Genomic DNA, 17846 nt, shown 5'->3' on the forward strand with positions numbered 1-17846 from the left:
GGTGAAGAGAAGCAAGGAGAGCGATTCGGTTATGGTTTTAAATACCAGCCTGGAGAGGAGCAGCCAGTGAAGCTGATCCCAAGAGGGACGGCTGAAGAAGCGAAGAGGGAGGGGGAAGCCAACGGTAACATGAGGCGTCTGGCAGACACGAATCCGTTATGCGCAGCTGTGAGTAAATGCATGCGCTCGATGTATGAGCAATGCCAGGCCTCTCATGCTGGCCTGCTATTTTCGTCTACAGCCCGCCTGCGTTTTTCCCGTGACTCTCATCAGGCTGTCCGTTGACCTTGTCGACATAATCCAAATGTTGAAACCCCCAGGTGCACATGTCGGTGAGTACGCTGTCCAAGCTCTTTCCATGCTCCGAGATGGAATACTCTACCTTAGGCGGAATCTCCTGATATACCTTGCGTACGACCAGCCCATCCTGTTCCAGTTCACGGAGCTGATTCGTGAGCATGCCTTGGGTCACGCCCGGAAGCAGCCGCCGGAGTTCCCCGAACCGCTTGGTTCCGTCCTGGAGCAGTATAAACAGAATCAGCGGCTTCCACTTGCCGCCGATTAGTTGCAGTGTGGTCAGGATGCCGTCAGTGTTAGGCCGTTCATGTTTGGTTGTTCTCATATTCTCATCTCCCATAGGAAGTGTGCCATCGGTCTTTGTTCATTTGATGTTAGTAATGTAGCACAGTATTCGGTTAAAACCCAGTACTATTCTTTCTCGTACTTAGTACGTTTTATCGTACTATGCATGGGATGAATAGGTACGCTAAAACCGACTAAGTACATAAAAAGAGCGTACTTTTCAACGAAACCGATCCGAAACATAATGGGGGTGTCAAACAAACCAAATGAGACAGGAGAGACCTGAATATGAAAATCATGGTGATTGTAGCTCATCCGAATTTAGACAACTCGCGTGCGAATCGAGCGCTGATCGAGCACAGCGGGCTGTATGCGAATGGAAATGTAGATGTCCGGGATCTTTACAAGGAGTATCCGAATTGGAATATCGATATCGAGCGCGAGCAGCAGCTTCTTCTTCAATATGATCGGGTGGTGTTCCAGTTTCCGTTTTACTGGTACAGCTGCCCGCCCCTGCTGAAGAAATGGTTCGATGACGTGCTGACCTTCGGCTGGGCGTTCGGGCCCGAAGGCAACAGCCTGAAGGGCAAGGAATTCATGCTGGCGACGACCGCAGCAGGGGCAGAACAAGGGTATCGTGCAGGCGGGGACAATTGGTATACCGCCAGTGAGCTGCTGCGGCCGATTCAAGCCACGTTGAACCGGTGCAAAGTCCAATATCTACCTGCCTTCGTAACCTATAACGTAGAGCGGGTAAGCGATGAAACACTTCGGGCAGAGGCCGACAGGTATGTGGAGCAGGTTCTGGCACCTGCCGTTGTGGAAAGTCGATATTAAGGTATGCTTGGCCATAATCCAATAGCACATTGGCTCTTGCCGATTAAAACCCTAAAGGGCATGATGGAGTCATAGGTGAGTGCGTGCGCATGAGCTGAAACCGTGCCTATGCCTCTTATGGGGGCCTGCTACTTTTGTTCGAGGAGCTTCACCAGCAGCACGCACGTACCAAATTCGAAGGAGGATCCTTCATGACGATTGATGAAGCCATTCATTTGGAGTCCTACGACAAGCAGTGGGCGGATCGGTTTAGCGACGAACACCAGACGTTAATCAGGGAGATCGGCCCTTATACGGCCGCCATCGAACATTTCGGAAGCACATCCGTACCGGGGATGACGGCCAAACCCATTATCGATATTCTGGTTGGCGTGGAGAACACGCAGCATGCGAATGAAATCATCCCCAAGCTGACCGCTATGGGTTATGAGGACTTAGGCGAAGCGGGGATCCCCGGCCGTTTATATCTCCGCAAAAGAGGTAGGCATGCCTATAACGTTCATATTGTGTCATACCGTGGCGACATGTGGAATCATAACATCATGATCAGGGAGTACTTGCGAGCACATGCGGTGGAAGCCGAGCGTTACAGCGAGATCAAACGACGGATCGTTACGCAAGGGACCCGAACCCTGCTCCAATATTCCAATGAGAAGCATGCATATGTAGAGCAGCTTCTTGCCAGAGCCAAAGCATGGATGAACGGGAGAACAAGCTGAATAAGCTCCTGCCCGTCTCATCCTCCATTCATGGCCTTGCACTGCTTTCGGTACGCCGAAGGGGTGAGGCCATGAAATTTTTTGAACGTCTTGCTGAAATGGACATAGTCCGAGAAGCCGACGCGGTAGGCCGTTTCCTGGGCGGAAAGCTCAGATTCCGCCAGCAATTCCCTCGCTTTTTCCATGCGGACCTGCACAAGGTATTTCACGAAGTTCATATTCGTTTCGCTCTTGAAGGTACGGCTTAAATACGTGACCGACATCCCCACTGAATCAGCCACCTCCTGTAAGGACAAATCCTCCATCGCATAATTCTCTTCAATGTATCGTTTGGCTTTCTGAATATTGTGGCGAGACCCCAGATTTCGGGAGCCCTTAATCAATGCCAGCATTTCCTTGACCTTATCCTGTATTTGACTGTTGCAGGCCAGGGGATCGTCTTGTGGCCATTGATCCTCGCCGATGTCCATCGCAAGAAGCAAACCGCGTTCTTCAAGAGCAGACAGCAGATCCTGCAGCAGCATATGGGCGTATCGCGACAAGCTCACTTCTTCCGGTCCCCTCGTCTCAAAAAGGGTCATGATCTCGCGGATTTGCTCCAATGCTCCCTGCTCATCGGCAGAATACAGCAGCTCAGCGAGCCTGGCTTTATAGCGCTGCTGCGCAAGCGTCCATTCCGTTTGCCTGGAGAATCGCGCTTTCCGGTTATCCAGCTCCCTGCAGGCACGTTCCAGCGTTGTATGGAACTGCGCCGGGTCGATGGGCTTCAGCAGAAAATCCGAAACGCCATAGCGCAGGGCCTGGCGTGCAAATTCGAAGTTGTCGTGGCCCGACAGGATAATAAAATGCATCTGTGGATGGGATTCTCTGACACGGCGGATAAATTCCAATCCATCCATTTCAGGCATGCAAATGTCGGTCACGATAATGTCGGGCCGGCTATTCTCCAGCATTTGCAGGGCTTCAAACCCGTCTTCGGCTTCGCCGGCGACCGCAATTGGAAGACCAGACCTCTCAACAAGCTTTCGCAAACTTAAATGAATGGCGTATTCGTCATCAATCATCATGATCCGGTACATGGTGTCCCTCCTCGCTAGTCCTATATGGCAGTCTGATTTCAAATATGGTGCTTTCCAAAGGCACGGACTCGACAAGGTGCAGGCCATACTCGGCACCGAAGGTAAGCTGAAGCCTTTGATGCACGTTCAAGAGCCCGATGCCGCTGGTGGGTTCCTCCCCGTTGTTACGCAGCATGCTTTCACCCGGCTTCTCGCGCGTTTGCAGGATTCGCCTGATCTGCCGCAGCGTTTCCGCGGTCATGCCAATCCCCTTGTCCCGGATGATGATGGCAAAATAGTCCGCCTCCGCACGGGTGCTTATCCCGAGGTAGCTCGGCTTCTTGCCTCGGTATCCGTGGATGAACACATTCTCCACAATTGGCTGCAGCGTGAGCCTGACGGCGTTCACGCGATCCAGGTCCCGTTCGTTCACGTCCATATCGATTTGGAGCCTGCGGAAACGGGCGCTTTGAAGATCGAGATAATACTGGACATGCGTCATCTCCTCCCGCAGCGGCACAACGGATCCGGCATGGCCGATATTGTAACGGAACATGTGGGCCAGCGCCCGCGTCATGCGACTGATTTCCATATGATCGTCCGCGATGGCATATGAATTAATAATCTCCAGTGAATTGTACAAAAAATGCGGGTTGATGTGGGACTGCATGGAGCGGAGCTCGGATTCCTTCTGCTTGATGATGAGCTCCCGTTCCTTCAGCTGGGAATCCTGGACCTCCCGGATCAGCCGCTTCAGCTCTCCCGTCATGCTGTAAAAGCTCTGGAATACGGCGGTCATTTCATTGTTCCGGAACCGATTCATTGTGGTAGGAAGCACAAAATCGCCCCGCTCGACGCGGGCCATCAGCTTTTGGAGCATGGAGAGCGGCCTTGTCAAAGACAAAGAGAATCCGCCCACGAGCGCCAGTGCAATGATCATGAGAACAGCTGCGGCCGCAAGCGAGTAATTACGCTGGGTGATCAAACCGCCGATGAGATTGTTCAGCGGCAGGTCGGCGACGACCGTCCAGCCGGTGATCTGCGAGCGTTCATGCAGGACCATCTTTTCAGTGCCCGAAGCTGCATCTTGATGCCGGAAGAAGGAGGAGTCCCGGTTTTGAATACGCGTTAACAGCCCCGATTCAACTTGCGTTCCGACCCGACTCGGATCCGGGTGGTAAATCATCTGCCCATCCTTACCCATGATCCAGACGTCAAAGCCGCCCAGCGAATCGTTAGAGCAGATGGCTCCGATTTGCTTCAGATTGAGGTCGACAATCAATAAGCCTTTGTAGAGAAAGGAAGAATTGTCATACAGCTTTCGGGCCACGGTAAGGGCTGGCGTGTTTCCTACCCGGCTGAGGCCGATGATTTGAAAATCGTTGAATTGATCCAGCTGCGCTTGAAAGGATCGGTTGCGTTTGCGGATTTCACTCATATCGAGCAGCCCCGGCGCGCTTTCGTAATCGGTAATTTGCCGCTTGTTCTCGGCGACGAGCGAGATTCCGATAATGTCGGACCTGCCGTAGATCATCTGGGCAAACAAGTCGTCCTCCACTTTTTTGGCAAGCTGAAAGTATGCATAGGGAGTAAGCTGGGTAGTTGAGAGAAATTGCTGGATCTGCGGGTTGTGGATAAAGGGATAGGTGGAATTCTCCAGATTGGATATGTAAGAATCCAGCGAGACATTGGTTTGCTCGATGATACGCTTGTTGGCGCCTGCGGCAAACTGTTCAATCGCTTCGGTAGACGACTGGTACCAGAAGCTGCCGAGCAGAAAGAAGGGGAGGCCAATGAATAGGATGATCAGCACGAACAATCGTTGGTTAATGGTCAGATTACCGCTGGAAACGCCTTGGATGTTCATCGCTCTTCCGCCTTCCTCGCATTGAAGTAGGGAATGTAAGGAACATTGTAGCAAAAAAACACAAGTTGTAAATAAAAAACCATGATGCCGCAGCAAGAAATCACAAGTGGGCTAAGAAAGCACATGGGCGCATTCGGTCTTTATCAACTACAATCTCATTAATCCATTTCAATCAATCAGGGGGCGAGGATTTGTGAAAAAGAGAAAAGGGTTCTACAGCTGGGTAACGGCCTTATTGCTTATATCCATCATTGTAAGCGGATGCGGGAATGCCAGCGAAGGTAAGGACGGCACAGCATCTCCGGGCACCGGGGACGAGGAAGGGAAGAAGGTAGAAATCCTGCTCGGATATTATTCCAGCGACAGCTCCGATGCCAAGATGAAGGAGCTGATTGAACAGTTTGAGAAACAGCATCCGAACATTACGGTGAAGACGCAGAGCGCGCCATACGGGCAGTTCTATCAGAAACTGGATACGCAGATCGCGGCCGGCCAGGCGCCGGATGTATGGCTGTCCGACGGCGTCTACGTCATGAAATACGCCCAGCGGGGCGCGGCTAAGGATCTGACGGATTGGATCGCAAGGGACCTGAAAGCCGACGAGTACTACGGCCTCGATTTCAACAAGGACGCGGACGGGCGCTATTGGGGCGTGCCGCAGGGCATTCAGGTCGGCGTGCTGTTTTATAACAAGGAGCTGTTTGATAAAGCGGGCGTAGCGTATCCTTCGGATGAATGGACCTGGGAAGACCTGAAATCGTCGGCAGCCAAGCTGACCGTGGATGCCAGTGGGAAAACGGCCGAGGACAGCGGGTTTGACGCCGCGAGCGTGAACCAGTTCGGGCTTACGTTCTTCAGCATTACCGAGGGCTGGTTCTCCGTGATGAAATCCTACGGAGGCGGTGCCCTTGACGAGAAGGCGGAGAACTCGATCATCAATTCCCCTGAGAACAAGCAGGCGTTCGAATGGATGGTGGACGGCATGCAGCGCGGCATCATTACCGATCCGGTTGACCTGAAGAGCTTCCAGAGCAATACCGCCGTGTTCCCTAGCGGATCGGCCGCCATGCGGATCGGCATCTATGCCCGGGTGCAGGCGGCGAATGAAGCCGGTCTGAATTACGATGTGACGCTGCTGCCGAAGGGACCTGACGGCAAGCGGGTATCCCCGGTCATCGCCAACTCGTGGGTGATTAATCAGAAGTCGAACGATGAGAAAGCGGAAGCTGCCTGGGAGTGGATTAAATACTGGGCTACGGAAGACGATGTGCAGAAGCAGTGGACCGAGCTTGGAGAAGCTGTGCCCGTGAAAAAATCCGTAGCGGAATCCGAAGTGTTCCTCAAGGCGGGAGAGCAGCCGGCAAACCGCCAGGCATTCCTCGATAGCCTGGAGTTCGCACAGACGCTCGACAATAACGCGGTCTGGGAAGAATGGGTGGGCAAATTCAACGAACATGCCGAGCGTGCCTTCCTGGGCGATGCAGCCATCGATCAGGCGTTAAGCGAGGCGGACGCAGCCGTTCAGTCGGTTCTCGATGATTTTTATAAAAAATAAAACCAAGGGTGGAAGAAAGGCGGGAGTGAAATGGACAATACGCTAAATGACAATGCAGCACTCAAAGCCGATCCGATGCCGCACGGAAAGCCCGCCCGAAAACGGAAATGGGATCATGAGGGGAGATGGGGGCTGCTCATGGCCTCCCCCTATCTTCTCCACTTTATCATTTTTGTGGCGGGTCCCCTCGCCGCATCCCTGTACTTCAGCTTTTCCGATTACGATATGCTGAATCCGCCCGAGTGGAGTGGATTGGATAATTTCCGGCGAATGGCCGAGGATTCGATGTTCTGGCGTTCCCTGTGGAATACCCTGTATTTTGCGGTTCTGTTCGTGCCGCTCCAGACCTTTCTTGCGCTCGTGCTGGCTGTTGCGCTAAACCAGCGTTTGAAAGGGCTTAAATGGTTTCGGATGGCCCACTTTATCCCGGTGATCTCCTCCTGGACCGTCATCCTGTATGTTGCCGACGCCGTATTCAATCCTCGCTTCGGTCTGGCGAATACGCTGCTTGCCAAGCTTGGCCTGGAAGGGCAAGGCTGGCTGCAGGACCCGAAGCTGGCCATTCCGCTGCTTGTCTTCATTGCGGTCTGGAAAGGGATCGGTTATATCATGGTCATTTACCTGGCGGGTCTACAGAGCGTTCCCGGAGATCTGTATGAAGCCGCGGAGATCGACGGTGCAGGAGCCCTGCGCAAATTCCGCTACATTACGGTTCCGTTGATCTCGCCGACAACCTTCCTGGTTGTCATCATGAGCACGATCTCTACCTTCCAGGCATTCGAACAGATCTACGTGCTGACCGGCAGGGGCGACATCAGCTCGGCTGGAGGCCCGAATAACTCCAGCTTGGTCATGATGCTGTATTTATATCGCGAAGGGTTCACGTTTATGAGGATGGGTTATGCTTCCGCCATTGCTTGGGTGCTGTTCATGATCCTGTTCCTGCTGACGCTGATACAGCTAAGGGCTCAGAAGAAGTGGGTGCACTATGACTGATCAAGCGGTCAAGATGGAACTGCAGATTGGGAACCGCATCGGGGGAAGGAGGAGCCGCAAATGAGAAGAAAGCTGCTGGGAAAAAGTATCGGTTATGTGCTGATCGGGATCAGCTCGCTCATCATGATCGTGCCGTTTCTGTCGGCGCTCATGAATTCATTGAAAACCTACAAGGAATATACAACGGTTCCGCCACGCTGGATTCCCGAGGTATTCCAATGGTCCAATTACGCCGAGGTGTTCCGGCTTGGAAATATTGGCGGTTACACGCTAAACAGCATCTTCGTGGCCGCATTGTCCGTCATCGGCGCATTAATCTCCTGCTCGATGGTCGGTTACGCGTTCGCAAGACTGCGCTTTCCGCTGAAAAGTGCGCTGTTCGTGATGGTGCTGGGAACGATGATGATTCCGGCGGTGGTCATCATTATCCCGCATTTCATCATTTTTAATAAGTTGAACATGCTGGATACGCTCACGCCGCTGTGGATTATCGAATGGCTGGCTCAGCCGTTTGGGATTTTCCTCATGCGACAGGCTTTTATGAATATACCTAAAGAGTATGAGGAAGCGGCCAAAATGGAGGGCTGCAATCCGTTCCAGATTTATCTGTGGATCTTCATTCCGATGGCCAGGCCTACGCTGGCGACGCTGGCGATCTTTACGTTCATGGGCAAGTGGAACGAGATTCTGACGCCTGTCATTTATTTGACCTCGAATGAGAAGTATACGCTGCCCATCGGCATTCTCTCCTTATCAGGCCAGTGGACCGGCAATGAACAGCTTATGATTGCAGCCGCACTGGTCAGCCTGGTACCGATTCTGCTGGTATTCCTGTTTGCCGAGAAATATTTTGTGCAGAACCACAATATGGCCGGGATTAAATAATGGAACGTTACTATCGGCCCGGGAAGGGTCATGTCTGTGAAGGAAAGGATGAAAGACGAGATGAAAATAGCGGCATTCAGCGGATCACTCATCGATTACAGCATCCATGAAGCGATGTCGATTGCGGCCGAACTCGGTTTTGACGGGGTCGAAATCGCCTGCCGCGAACCGCATTTGAGCCCGGAGGCATCGCTTCCGCGGGTCCGCGAAATGAAGGCACTTGCGGATGGGCACGGTATGGAGATTCCGGCATTGGCAGGTTACATGGGTCATTTCTCGACAAGCGGGGATGCGGAATGTGCCGGGGCCTATGATCAGTTTATGGGCCTGCTTGAACGCGCGGTGATGTTGGAGGCGGGCATGATCCGGATCTTTCAGGGAGGGCCAAATGCCTTCCTAGCAGAGGATTATCATTATGCCAAGGCGGCTTTCTGGATTCGGAAATGCGCAGAGGAAGCCCGTGCTGCGGGAAAACGGATCGTGCTGGAGATTCACAACCAGAGCCTGGTGGAGACGACGGACAGCGCGCTGCGGTTGCTGGATTTGATCGGTGACGATCAGGTTGGCCTGATTCATGATGCAGGGAATATGTACATCACGGACACGGAATTTGGGGAAAAATCGGTCCGGCAGCTTGGAAGCCGGTTGTTTCATGTGCACATCAAGGATGAACGGCGGATCGGCCAAGTGGGCGAGCCGGGAACGTTCAAAAATTTGACCCGTCACGGGGAAGAATTCTTCCTGCAGTGCCGCCTGGGTGAGGGAGAAGTGGATCACGGCGGGCTGCTCAGGGGACTTCGGGAACAGCGGTACGCGGGTTGGCTTACGCTGGAATGTGCCGCTCCCTATCCACCGAAGGAACGGCTCGCTTATGATCTGAGGGTCATCCAGGAGTGGCTGCAGGCTGTGGAGGTGTCAAACAGATGAGCGGAAAAGCACGGAAATTTGGAATCATCGGCTGCCAGCATGCCCACATCGGCATGTTTATCGAGGAGATGCTGGCACTGGGCTACGAATGTGCAGGAGTATACGAACCGGACAATCAGCCGTTCGCCCGCACTCTCGCCGACCGGTACGGCCTGGAGCTGACGGGGGATCGCGAGTCGATGCTGGCAGACGAAGGCGTAGGAATCATCGGCTGCGCGGCCATCAATGATGAGAAGATGGACGTCATAGAGCTGTGTGAGCTGCACGGCAAACCGATCATGATCGACAAGCCTGCCGTGACGGATCGAGCGGGACTCATCCGGCTGCGCGATGTTCTGGAGCGTGGAAGGATCGAGGTAGGCATGATGCTGACCGAGCGTTTCCGTCCATCCCTGCATACCGTTCATCGGATGATCCGGGCAGGAGAATTGGGGGACATCGTCCATATCTCGATGCGCAAGCCGCATCGGCTGAATCCGGCTGCCCGCCCGGCCTGGCATTTTGACAAATCGCAGTCCGGCGGCATCATCAACGATCTCTTCGTGCATGACTTCGATCTGTTAAGGTGGCTGACGGGCCGGGAAGTCGAGACGACATCCGGTTATCTGGCGAAGCATATGCTGCCTGAATACCCGACTTTCTATGATGCGGCCGGCGTGCAGGTATTTATGGCTGGCGGCATAACGGCACAGCTTTACGCGGACTGGCATACACCTGCCGGCAGCTGGACTTGGGGAGACGGCCGGATATTCATTACGGGGACGCGAGGCATTGCCGAAATTCGGCTGGAAGGCGATCCTTTGCTGTCCAGCGATGAGGTTGTGCTTGTTATCACCGATCAGGAGCTGCGTTCTATGCCTTTGAAGCCGCCGCCGTTCTCCCTTTCGCAGGATTTTCTGAACCGGGTGAAGGGAGAAGCGGGCGTGATCACGCATGACGATATTTACAAAGCCTCGGAGGCGACGGTGATAGCCGATGAGGAAGCACGGATCCTGATTCGGGAATAGGGAAAGCATGCGGCTTTGCTGCAAACTGAACGTAACGAGGAGGCGTAGGATACATGACGGAGGAAACATTGCCGGTTCGATTCGGGATTATCGGCTGCGGGATTATTGCGGACATTCATGCACGGAGCATCATGAACACGGAGGAAGCCGTGCTGGCCGCCGTATTCGATACGAAACGGGAATCTGCGGTCAAACTGACTGCAACGTACGGAGGAGATATCTGCGATACCTTGGAAGAACTGCTGGCACGCGAGGATATAGAGGTAGTCTGCATCTGCACGCCAAGCGGTATGCATGCAGAGCAGACGGCGATGGTTGCCCGGGCGGGCAAGCATGTGCTGGTAGAGAAGCCAATGGCGATCCGGCTTGACGATGTCGAGCGCATGATTGAGGTATGTGCGGAGAATGGGGTGCTCCTGGCAACCGTTTTTCCAAGGCGTATGTCCCCGCAGGCCCGATATGCCCGCCAGGTCATTCAAGAAGGGCGCCTCGGGAAGCTCAGCTTATGCTCGGCGTATGTCATGCTGTACCGAGATCAAGCCTATTATGACAGTGCGGGCTGGCGCGGGACCTGGGCGATGGACGGCGGCGGGGCGATGATGAATCAGGGAATCCACACGGTGGATATGCTGCAATGGCTCGTTGGACCCGTTGCATCCTTGTCTGCCAAAGCCAAAGCCGTGCTGCGCAATATCGAAGTCGAAGATACCGTGATCGCAGCCCTTGAATTTGCGAGCGGCGCGCTCGGCGTCATGGAGATCACGACGACAGCCTGCGACGGGAAAGGGCAGCGGCTGGTCATTCATGGCGAGAAGGGCGCGCTTGTCATCGAAGAAGATACGATTGTATCTCTTGAGATCGATGGCGAACAAGTTCAACTGCCTGATTTCGAACCGTTTAAAGTTATACCTGACGGCCACCGTCTCCAAATTCAAGATATGGCGCTTGCCGTTCGCGAAGGCCGCGAGCCTGTCGTCACCGGGAAGGACGGGCGGCACTCTCTGGAGATCATTCTCGGCACCTACGAGGCTTCCCGGCAGCGCAAGGAAATTCAACTACAGACCGGAACGCCGGTGTTGTAACGGCTGGAGGTGACTTTATGAAGACTGGGCAAAGCATAAAGCCTGTTATTGAAAGAGTTCAAGATCAACTGAAGGTCCGCGTTTATGACCAGCGCGAAGCGATGGGAAAAGCGGCTGCCGCCGATATCCGCGCGGCCATGCAGCGTCTTCTGACCGAGAAAGAGCGCATTCGCATCGTCTTTGCGGCTGCCCCGTCACAGAACGAATGCCTGGCGGCGCTGGTTCAATCGGAAGGATTGGACTGGAGCCGGGTCACGGCTTTTCATATGGATGAATACATCGGCCTTCCTTCGTCTGCGTCTCAGCGGTTCGGGAACTTTTTATCCCGGCAGCTGTTTGATCGGGTATCTCCGGGGGAGGTTCATTTGATCGACGGTATGAATGATCCTGAAGCGGAGTGCGACAGATACAGCCGATTGGTAACTGCTGAGCCGATCGATATGGTGGTCCTGGGCATAGGAGAGAACGGGCATATCGCCTTCAACGATCCGCCCGTTGCGGATTTCACCGATCCGCTGTGGGTGAAGCGGGTCAAGCTGGACGAGGCTTGCCGCCTTCAGCAGGTGAATGACGGCTGCTTCGCGAGCTTGGAAGAGGTTCCGGAATATGCGCTTACGCTCACGGTTCCGGCGTTAATGTCAGGTGCCCATCTGTTCTGCGTCGTTCCGGGTGCAAGCAAGCGGGCAGCGGTACAAAGGACGCTGCACGGCGAGATAAGCGAGGCCTGCCCCGCCAGCATTCTTCGGCGGCATCCGGATTGCACGCTGTACGTGGACCTGGAGTCGTATGGGGAAATCCGGAATGGATAGCCCTGGCCTTGTTCGTATGGGCCGACATTATGCAACAGGTGAGACGATTGAGCTGGCATGGAACCCTGACGGCCGGATAGAGCGGACACTTCCTTACGACGGCGACGGGGAGATGTGGATTGCTCCCGGATTGATCGATCTTCAGATTAACGGCGGTTATGGACATGATTTCAATTCGCTGCCGCTTACAACGGAGACGGTCATCCAGGCAACCCGGCGCTTATGGGAAAAGGGGGTAACGCTGTACTACCCAACCATCATTACCAATGGCAACGAAGAGATCGAACAGTTGCTGCGGGTTATCGACGCGGCTTGCCTGGAGGATGAAACGGTCGGTTCGACCATTGGCGGGATTCATTTGGAAGGACCCTTTCTTTCTCCGGAGGAAGGGCCCAAAGGCGCGCACGATTCCCGGTATATCAAAGCGCCGGACTGGTCGTTGTTTACAAGGTGGCAGGAGGCATCGGGGAACCGGATTCGGATCGTGACCCTATCGCCGGAGTGGCCGGAAGCTGCGGATTTTATTCGGGCGTGCGCGAAGGCGGGAATCGTTGTATCGATCGGGCACACTGCCGCCACACCTGAGCAAATTCGGGAAGCCGTGGACGCTGGAGCGACGATGTCCACCCATCTGGGCAATGGCGCGCATCTGACACTGCCTCGCCATCCGAATTATATATGGGAGCAGCTTGCGCAAGATCGGCTGTGGGCAGGGATCATCGCGGACGGATACCATTTGCCGGATTCGGTCATCAAGGTGATGCTCCGCGCCAAGCCGTCCAAAGCGCTGCTCGTCAGCGATGCCGTCTATTTAAGCGGAATGCCGCCAGGCGAATACGAGACCCATATCGGTGGTCATGTCGTCTTGACTTCCGAAGGCCGATTGCATCTCGCCCGCAAACCCGAGCTGCTGGCCGGCTCGGCCATGATGCTTGCCGATGCGGTATGGCGGCTGGCTCAGTCGGGGCTGTGCACATTTCCTGAAGCATGGGACATGGCTTCCATGCTGCCCGCCCAGGCGGTAGGGCAAACGGAAAGCTATGGGCTGAGGAGAGGGGCGCAGGCCGACTTCGTGCTTCTGGAGAAGCATAAGGGGAACCTTCGCATTGTGGAGACCGTCAAGGGAGGGCGTTCGGTTTACCGGGCGGCCCAATAAATGTTAAAATATAGAGAAGATACTTGAAAAACCCAGAGTAACATCTGGGTTTTTCCTCATTACGGACAGAAGGAGAGAGGCATGACATCGAAATGGAGAGTTCCCGTTGTGCGTAAAATCTCAGCATGGACGTTTATTTTGCCTATCCTCTTATTCGCAATCGAAATTTTGTTTGTCCGCGATGGGCATTGGTTTCACTTTTACGGACTGCTATCCACTGTCGTTATTCCGCCGTTCGGTATCGTGTTATCTATCCGTTCCTATGGAATTACCGATTCAGCCAAGGACCTGCTATTAATAGCCAGCAATGGGCTTGCGTTATGCTCTTATTTTATCTACACCTTTTTAGGATATCTAATGCTGGGTCCATAAGTTAGATTTCCATGAACAGGATGCAAGGCGTTTTGAACGATGAACAAAAGTCTAAGGCCAAGACGCAAAAATCCCTTCTTGAATTCAAGAAGGGATTTTTGCATTCCTATTTAATGAGGCATCTGAAATTTAAACGTAGGGTTTTATTTCATTTTGATAAAAGTCATATAATCGATGGATGGAGGAACTGGACAAGATATGAGCAGCTCGTTCAATTTGCTCACGTTCCCAATCGTACCATCGCATTTCCATTAACTTTTCGATGTCTTCGTCCGCAAAGCGTTTCTTTATCTCTTTGGCAGGGTTACCGCCTACGATCGTATAGGGCGGGACATCCTTAGTAACAACCGAACCAGCCGCAACAATGGCGCCTTCGCCTATGGTTACGCCTGGCATAATCATGGCATTCATTCCAATCCAGGCATCGCTTTCGATGACGGTATCACCTTTTGGCGCGTAAGAAGCTTCAATCTGCTCTACAAACGGGTACACGGTTATCCATTCCGGATGATGGTTGTGATTTCCGCCCATTAAAATAATGACGCCACTTGCGATACATACGTAATTTCCGATAATCAACTTATCGATATGCCAACCATGGTTTTCGATGGGATTAAACAGCCTTCTGGATTTTTCATCCCCCCATAGGTATCTAACGCAGCCATCTTCAAAATCATGATGATCGTAATATCCAGAATAGTATGAGTATTCTCCTACACTAATCATAGGGTTCGTGACAATATCCTTTAAATACTTAATTTCGGACCAGTGTTCAAATTGATGTTGTTTCATTCTATTTCCTCGCTTCTAAGTAGAATATATCGTTTACTTAGAAGCTCAATACAGTAGCCACATTCTTAAACCTGATCAAACGACGAACCATCGTCCTCATCCTTTTCCTAATTGTTGATGAAATTGTAACAAGGCATGTTCTTTTCGTCAAACTTACAGGGATACAAGATTCCGATAAAATAATCCATACCTTTTGCCAAATAAGAGGTAGCTGCCTCTAACCGTACTTCACCATCATCTCCGTCAGAATCCCCTTCATGCGATCCACCAGTTCCTGCGGCTCCTTCACAGTGGCTTCATTTCCTAATCCGATAAAAAATTTAGCAAAATACAACATTTCGCTGACAGGAACGTTCTGATCGAGCTGTCCGCTTCCATCCGGCTGCATATCGATATGGGGAACCGGACATAACTCGGATTCGCAGCGCTGAACGCCTTCCCGGCTCAGATCCACGACCATGCGAATATAGACCGATTTCTCTGTCCCGTATTCCCTCCAGTTACCCAGATGGATATGGCGGTGATCCCGCGGCTCGATGCCGGTTGTATCACAGGCCACGGACTGCATGCGGTCACAGCGGAACAGGCGAAAATCATTGCGCAGAAAACAATAAGCGGGACAATACCAGAAGCCGTTGCTTGCATAGATGCCCACGGGCTGGATGCTTCTCGCGGCATAGCCCTCCCTGCTCTCATACAACACCGTAACGACCCGCTGGTCGACGGCGGCATCCAGCAGAGCCCCGAGAGATTCGGCCTTCTGCTGCCTTGTATGCGTCAGAAAATCCACCCGATTCTTCATCTGGTCAATCCGGTCGCGCACATCCCCAGGCATATAATAATAAAATTTCTGAAGTGCAGTAGAGGACTCGGCTTCAAAGGGAAGAAATAGATAGTGACGCAGGGCGTGGCTGGCAAAAAACATTGCAACGGCTTCTTCCTCACTGAAGGCGATCGGCGGAAGAACCCGTTCTTTCAGCACCTGGTAGCCTCCGTGCGGTCCTACCTCGGAATAGAGCGGAACCCCCAGTTCGCTGAGCTCCTGCAGGTCCCGCAAGATCGTGCGAGACGACACGCCGAATTGATCGGCCAGTTCTCTTACGGTGAATTTTCGCATTCGGTTAACGGTCATCATCAGCTCGATGAGACGTTTGGATTTGGACATAGGATCAGCTCCGAATCGTTGGATGACTATGACAATAGTTGTCACTATTATACGCTATACTGGCCGTAGAACCCAGAGCCGCCTTATAACTAATAAATGGAGTGATGAAACGTGAATCAATTGCATGAAATGAAGCAGCTGTTGTTCGAAGAGCTGGAGCTTATCGTTCGTACCAGTTCGAATCTGATCGGCAAAATTTCGGCAGAGCATTGGGATTACAGGCCTGCCCACAATATGAGATCGCTGCAGGAGCTCGTGCATCATCTGGTTTCGGTGCCTGCGACGGACCTGTTGATTCTCCAAGAGAAGAGCGAAGCGGAGATCCGGGAACTGGAGGCAGGCATCGCCGCTGACGGCACGGACAAGGACAAGCTGATCTCTTGGATGACAAAGGGACTTGCCGATGTAAAATCCTACATGAATGGGCTGACAGATGAAGAATTTTTGCAGAAGACAACGAGACCCTTCTATTTGGAGCACGGTTCAACCCAAGCCAAGTGGCTGATTGAAATCGTCACGCATGCCCAGCATCATCGGGCGCAAATGTTCAATTACCTGAAAGCCCAAGGCTATGAAGTAAATATGTTCGATCTATATTAAACGTCAGGTATGTATGCAGAGTGAGAACAGGGGTGAGAAGGATGCAGCGGCATGTACCGAGAAAATCGCCGAAGCTGCCGTTAACTGGCGAGGAGTTGGCGAAGCTGCGGTCAAACAAAATGAAGCTCATCGATATTGCGCAAATGGATATCGAGTTATTGTCCGGCGTGCTTGGTGTTTCGGATAGCCGCGCCCAATATATCCGGGGACTGGCACAGTTTCAGACAGTTCCTTCGATCGGACCGAAAGTGGCTGAACGCGTAGTCCAGTTGGGGTATTTCGCATTGGAAGATATCAAGGATGAAGACGCTGCCTCTTTAACGGACCGGATGGAAGCAAGCAGCGGTTTCTGGGTGGATCCTTGCGTGGAGGATGCGTTTCGCTGCATCGTACATCATGCCAATCATCCGGGGAGCGGGAAGAGCTGGCATGACTTTACCGAAGTGCGTAAGCAGTTTAGGGAGCAGCACGGATACCCTCCAACCCGTCCAACTTTATCGTGGTACGACCAAAAAGATGGACAACCATAGGGTCCCTACCTTGAACTAGCAGGAGGCACTGCCACATGGCGGTGTCTTTTTTCCTGTTGTTTACCAAACTTGAAAAATCGCTTGAAAGTGAAGCGGCGTCATCCTGTACAATGGCTTCAATGTTGAAAAGGGGTGGAGGTAAAGCAATGAAACGATATGCACCAGCTGTTATCCTATGGATCCTTGGCGTATTCTTACTCAGTGCATGCAGTTCAGCGGGCGAAGAAGAGCAGCTCCAACGCGTAACGCTTGAGAAGGTTGAAGAGCTGGAGATCGACCATGGCAGCACGACCTTGTTCGTGGAGACAGCGGATGTGGAGGTATTAGAGGTTTCGCTGCTCCAAAGCGGCAATTCTGCGGGGGCCGTTGTTGATCAGGATGGCCATCGGATGAAGATTCGTTTAGATAACGATATCACTCGGATGTTGAATATCGGGCGAATGCCGCAGCTTCACGTGAGAATTCCCGAGGATTATGCGGGGAAGGTCATCGTAGACGGTTCTTCCGGCAAAGTAACGGGAACCGGCTTGCAAAACCACAGCCTCCAGGTAAAGGGTCGAAGCGGGAATATCTCACTTGCGTTTACCCGTTTGAACAACGATGTGGAGGTATCGGCGACTAGCGGAAACGTGAACATACAGCTCGATGAAGAAACGCCTGATGCAACATGGATGCTGCAATCCGGAAACGGACGCCGGTCCATTGCCGTTCCTTTGGAGGACAGAAAGGAGAGCAACCGGAAGACGGAAGGGCGCTCCGGTGCTGGCCAGCATAAGGTGAAACTCAAAACCTCCTCGGGGAACATCTCGATCCAATAACCATGTAAGAACAAAGTGTAAGAAAAAAACATCCCCGTGGTCCTTTCCAAGAGCTTACAGCTTTCGGGCTCTTGAAGCAGATCATCAGA

General features: G+C 52.8%; 19 protein-coding genes. 14 read left to right on the forward strand and 5 right to left on the reverse strand.

The window, feature by feature from the left end:
- Positions 1-235: 235 nt before the first annotated feature.
- Entirely contained in the window at positions 236-622 is a 387-nt protein-coding gene (locus OHJ21_RS26335; RefSeq protein ID WP_100540562.1) for a winged helix-turn-helix transcriptional regulator, read from the reverse strand.
- A 248-nt stretch (positions 623-870) separates the two neighbouring features.
- Here OHJ21_RS26335 and OHJ21_RS26340 point away from each other — a divergent pair, with 248 nt between their 5' ends.
- Together OHJ21_RS26340 and OHJ21_RS26345 are read left to right on the forward strand one after the other, a co-directional pair.
- Complete coding sequence (locus OHJ21_RS26340) at positions 871-1419, forward strand: NAD(P)H-dependent oxidoreductase (RefSeq protein WP_100540563.1); 549 nt, start codon at positions 871-873, stop codon at positions 1417-1419.
- A 191-nt stretch (positions 1420-1610) separates the two neighbouring features.
- The gene (locus OHJ21_RS26345) at positions 1611-2138 is read left to right on the forward strand and encodes a GrpB family protein (RefSeq protein ID WP_100540845.1); all 528 of its coding nucleotides are present in this window, start codon (positions 1611-1613) and stop codon (positions 2136-2138) included.
- A gap of 17 nt (positions 2139-2155) precedes the next feature.
- Here the strand turns inward: OHJ21_RS26345 and OHJ21_RS26350 are convergent, their stop codons facing one another.
- Complete coding sequence (locus OHJ21_RS26350; protein WP_100540564.1) at positions 2156-3217, reverse strand: response regulator transcription factor; 1062 nt, start codon at positions 3215-3217, stop codon at positions 2156-2158.
- Positions 3195-5063, reverse strand: coding sequence for a sensor histidine kinase (locus tag OHJ21_RS26355; RefSeq protein ID WP_486021583.1), 1869 nt, complete (start codon positions 5061-5063; stop codon positions 3195-3197). The genes OHJ21_RS26350 and OHJ21_RS26355 overlap by 23 nt, the downstream gene beginning before the upstream one ends.
- 193 nt (positions 5064-5256) lie before the next feature.
- Between OHJ21_RS26355 and OHJ21_RS26360 the strand changes: the two genes are divergently transcribed.
- The 9 genes from OHJ21_RS26360 to OHJ21_RS26400 all read left to right on the forward strand — a co-directional run bounded on the left by OHJ21_RS26360 (position 5257) and on the right by OHJ21_RS26400 (position 13852).
- Positions 5257-6618 (forward strand): ABC transporter substrate-binding protein, encoded by a 1362-nt coding sequence (locus OHJ21_RS26360; protein WP_100540566.1) that lies wholly within the window; start codon positions 5257-5259, stop codon positions 6616-6618.
- A 30-nt stretch (positions 6619-6648) separates the two neighbouring features.
- Positions 6649-7614 carry a carbohydrate ABC transporter permease gene (locus OHJ21_RS26365; RefSeq protein WP_012819332.1) on the forward strand — a complete coding sequence of 322 codons (966 nt, stop codon included), beginning with the start codon at positions 6649-6651 and terminating at the stop codon, positions 7612-7614.
- A gap of 60 nt (positions 7615-7674) precedes the next feature.
- Positions 7675-8499 carry a carbohydrate ABC transporter permease gene (locus tag OHJ21_RS26370; protein WP_486021584.1) on the forward strand — a complete coding sequence of 275 codons (825 nt, stop codon included), beginning with the start codon at positions 7675-7677 and terminating at the stop codon, positions 8497-8499.
- Between the two features lie 60 nt (positions 8500-8559).
- The gene (locus tag OHJ21_RS26375) at positions 8560-9426 is read left to right on the forward strand and encodes a sugar phosphate isomerase/epimerase family protein (RefSeq protein WP_100540846.1); all 867 of its coding nucleotides are present in this window, start codon (positions 8560-8562) and stop codon (positions 9424-9426) included.
- Positions 9423-10433 carry a Gfo/Idh/MocA family protein gene (locus OHJ21_RS26380; RefSeq protein ID WP_100540569.1) on the forward strand — a complete coding sequence of 337 codons (1011 nt, stop codon included), beginning with the start codon at positions 9423-9425 and terminating at the stop codon, positions 10431-10433. Before OHJ21_RS26375 ends, OHJ21_RS26380 begins: the two co-directional genes overlap by 4 nt.
- Before the next feature lie 53 nt (positions 10434-10486).
- Entirely contained in the window at positions 10487-11515 is a 1029-nt protein-coding gene (locus tag OHJ21_RS26385) for a Gfo/Idh/MocA family protein (protein WP_100540570.1), read from the forward strand.
- A gap of 17 nt (positions 11516-11532) precedes the next feature.
- Positions 11533-12324, forward strand: coding sequence for a glucosamine-6-phosphate deaminase (locus tag OHJ21_RS26390; RefSeq protein WP_100540571.1), 792 nt, complete (start codon positions 11533-11535; stop codon positions 12322-12324).
- Complete coding sequence (locus OHJ21_RS26395; protein WP_100540572.1) at positions 12317-13480, forward strand: N-acetylglucosamine-6-phosphate deacetylase; 1164 nt, start codon at positions 12317-12319, stop codon at positions 13478-13480. Before OHJ21_RS26390 ends, OHJ21_RS26395 begins: the two co-directional genes overlap by 8 nt.
- Before the next feature lie 81 nt (positions 13481-13561).
- Positions 13562-13852 (forward strand): hypothetical protein, encoded by a 291-nt coding sequence (locus OHJ21_RS26400; RefSeq protein WP_100540573.1) that lies wholly within the window; start codon positions 13562-13564, stop codon positions 13850-13852.
- 129 nt (positions 13853-13981) lie between these two features.
- On the opposite strand, the gene OHJ21_RS26405 is transcribed toward OHJ21_RS26400, so the two are convergent.
- Both OHJ21_RS26405 and OHJ21_RS26410 read right to left on the reverse strand, forming a co-directional pair.
- Positions 13982-14644, reverse strand: a complete 663-nt coding sequence (locus OHJ21_RS26405) for a CatB-related O-acetyltransferase (RefSeq protein WP_100540574.1) — start codon at positions 14642-14644, stop codon at positions 13982-13984.
- Between the two features lie 217 nt (positions 14645-14861).
- The gene (locus OHJ21_RS26410) at positions 14862-15809 is read right to left on the reverse strand and encodes a helix-turn-helix transcriptional regulator (protein WP_100540575.1); all 948 of its coding nucleotides are present in this window, start codon (positions 15807-15809) and stop codon (positions 14862-14864) included.
- Between the two features lie 111 nt (positions 15810-15920).
- Between OHJ21_RS26410 and OHJ21_RS26415 the strand changes: the two genes are divergently transcribed.
- The 3 genes from OHJ21_RS26415 to OHJ21_RS26425 all read left to right on the forward strand — a co-directional run bounded on the left by OHJ21_RS26415 (position 15921) and on the right by OHJ21_RS26425 (position 17757).
- Positions 15921-16409, forward strand: a complete 489-nt coding sequence (locus OHJ21_RS26415; protein WP_100540576.1) for a DinB family protein — start codon at positions 15921-15923, stop codon at positions 16407-16409.
- A 41-nt stretch (positions 16410-16450) separates the two neighbouring features.
- The gene (locus tag OHJ21_RS26420; RefSeq protein ID WP_100540577.1) at positions 16451-16939 is read left to right on the forward strand and encodes a helix-hairpin-helix domain-containing protein; all 489 of its coding nucleotides are present in this window, start codon (positions 16451-16453) and stop codon (positions 16937-16939) included.
- A 146-nt stretch (positions 16940-17085) separates the two neighbouring features.
- Complete coding sequence (locus OHJ21_RS26425; protein ID WP_243390948.1) at positions 17086-17757, forward strand: DUF4097 family beta strand repeat-containing protein; 672 nt, start codon at positions 17086-17088, stop codon at positions 17755-17757.
- Positions 17758-17846 lie beyond the last annotated feature (89 nt).

Source organism: Virgibacillus sp. LDC1 (assembly GCF_025792345.1).
Taxonomy (GTDB): domain Bacteria; phylum Bacillota; class Bacilli; order Paenibacillales; family Paenibacillaceae; genus Paenibacillus_AQ; species Paenibacillus_AQ lautus.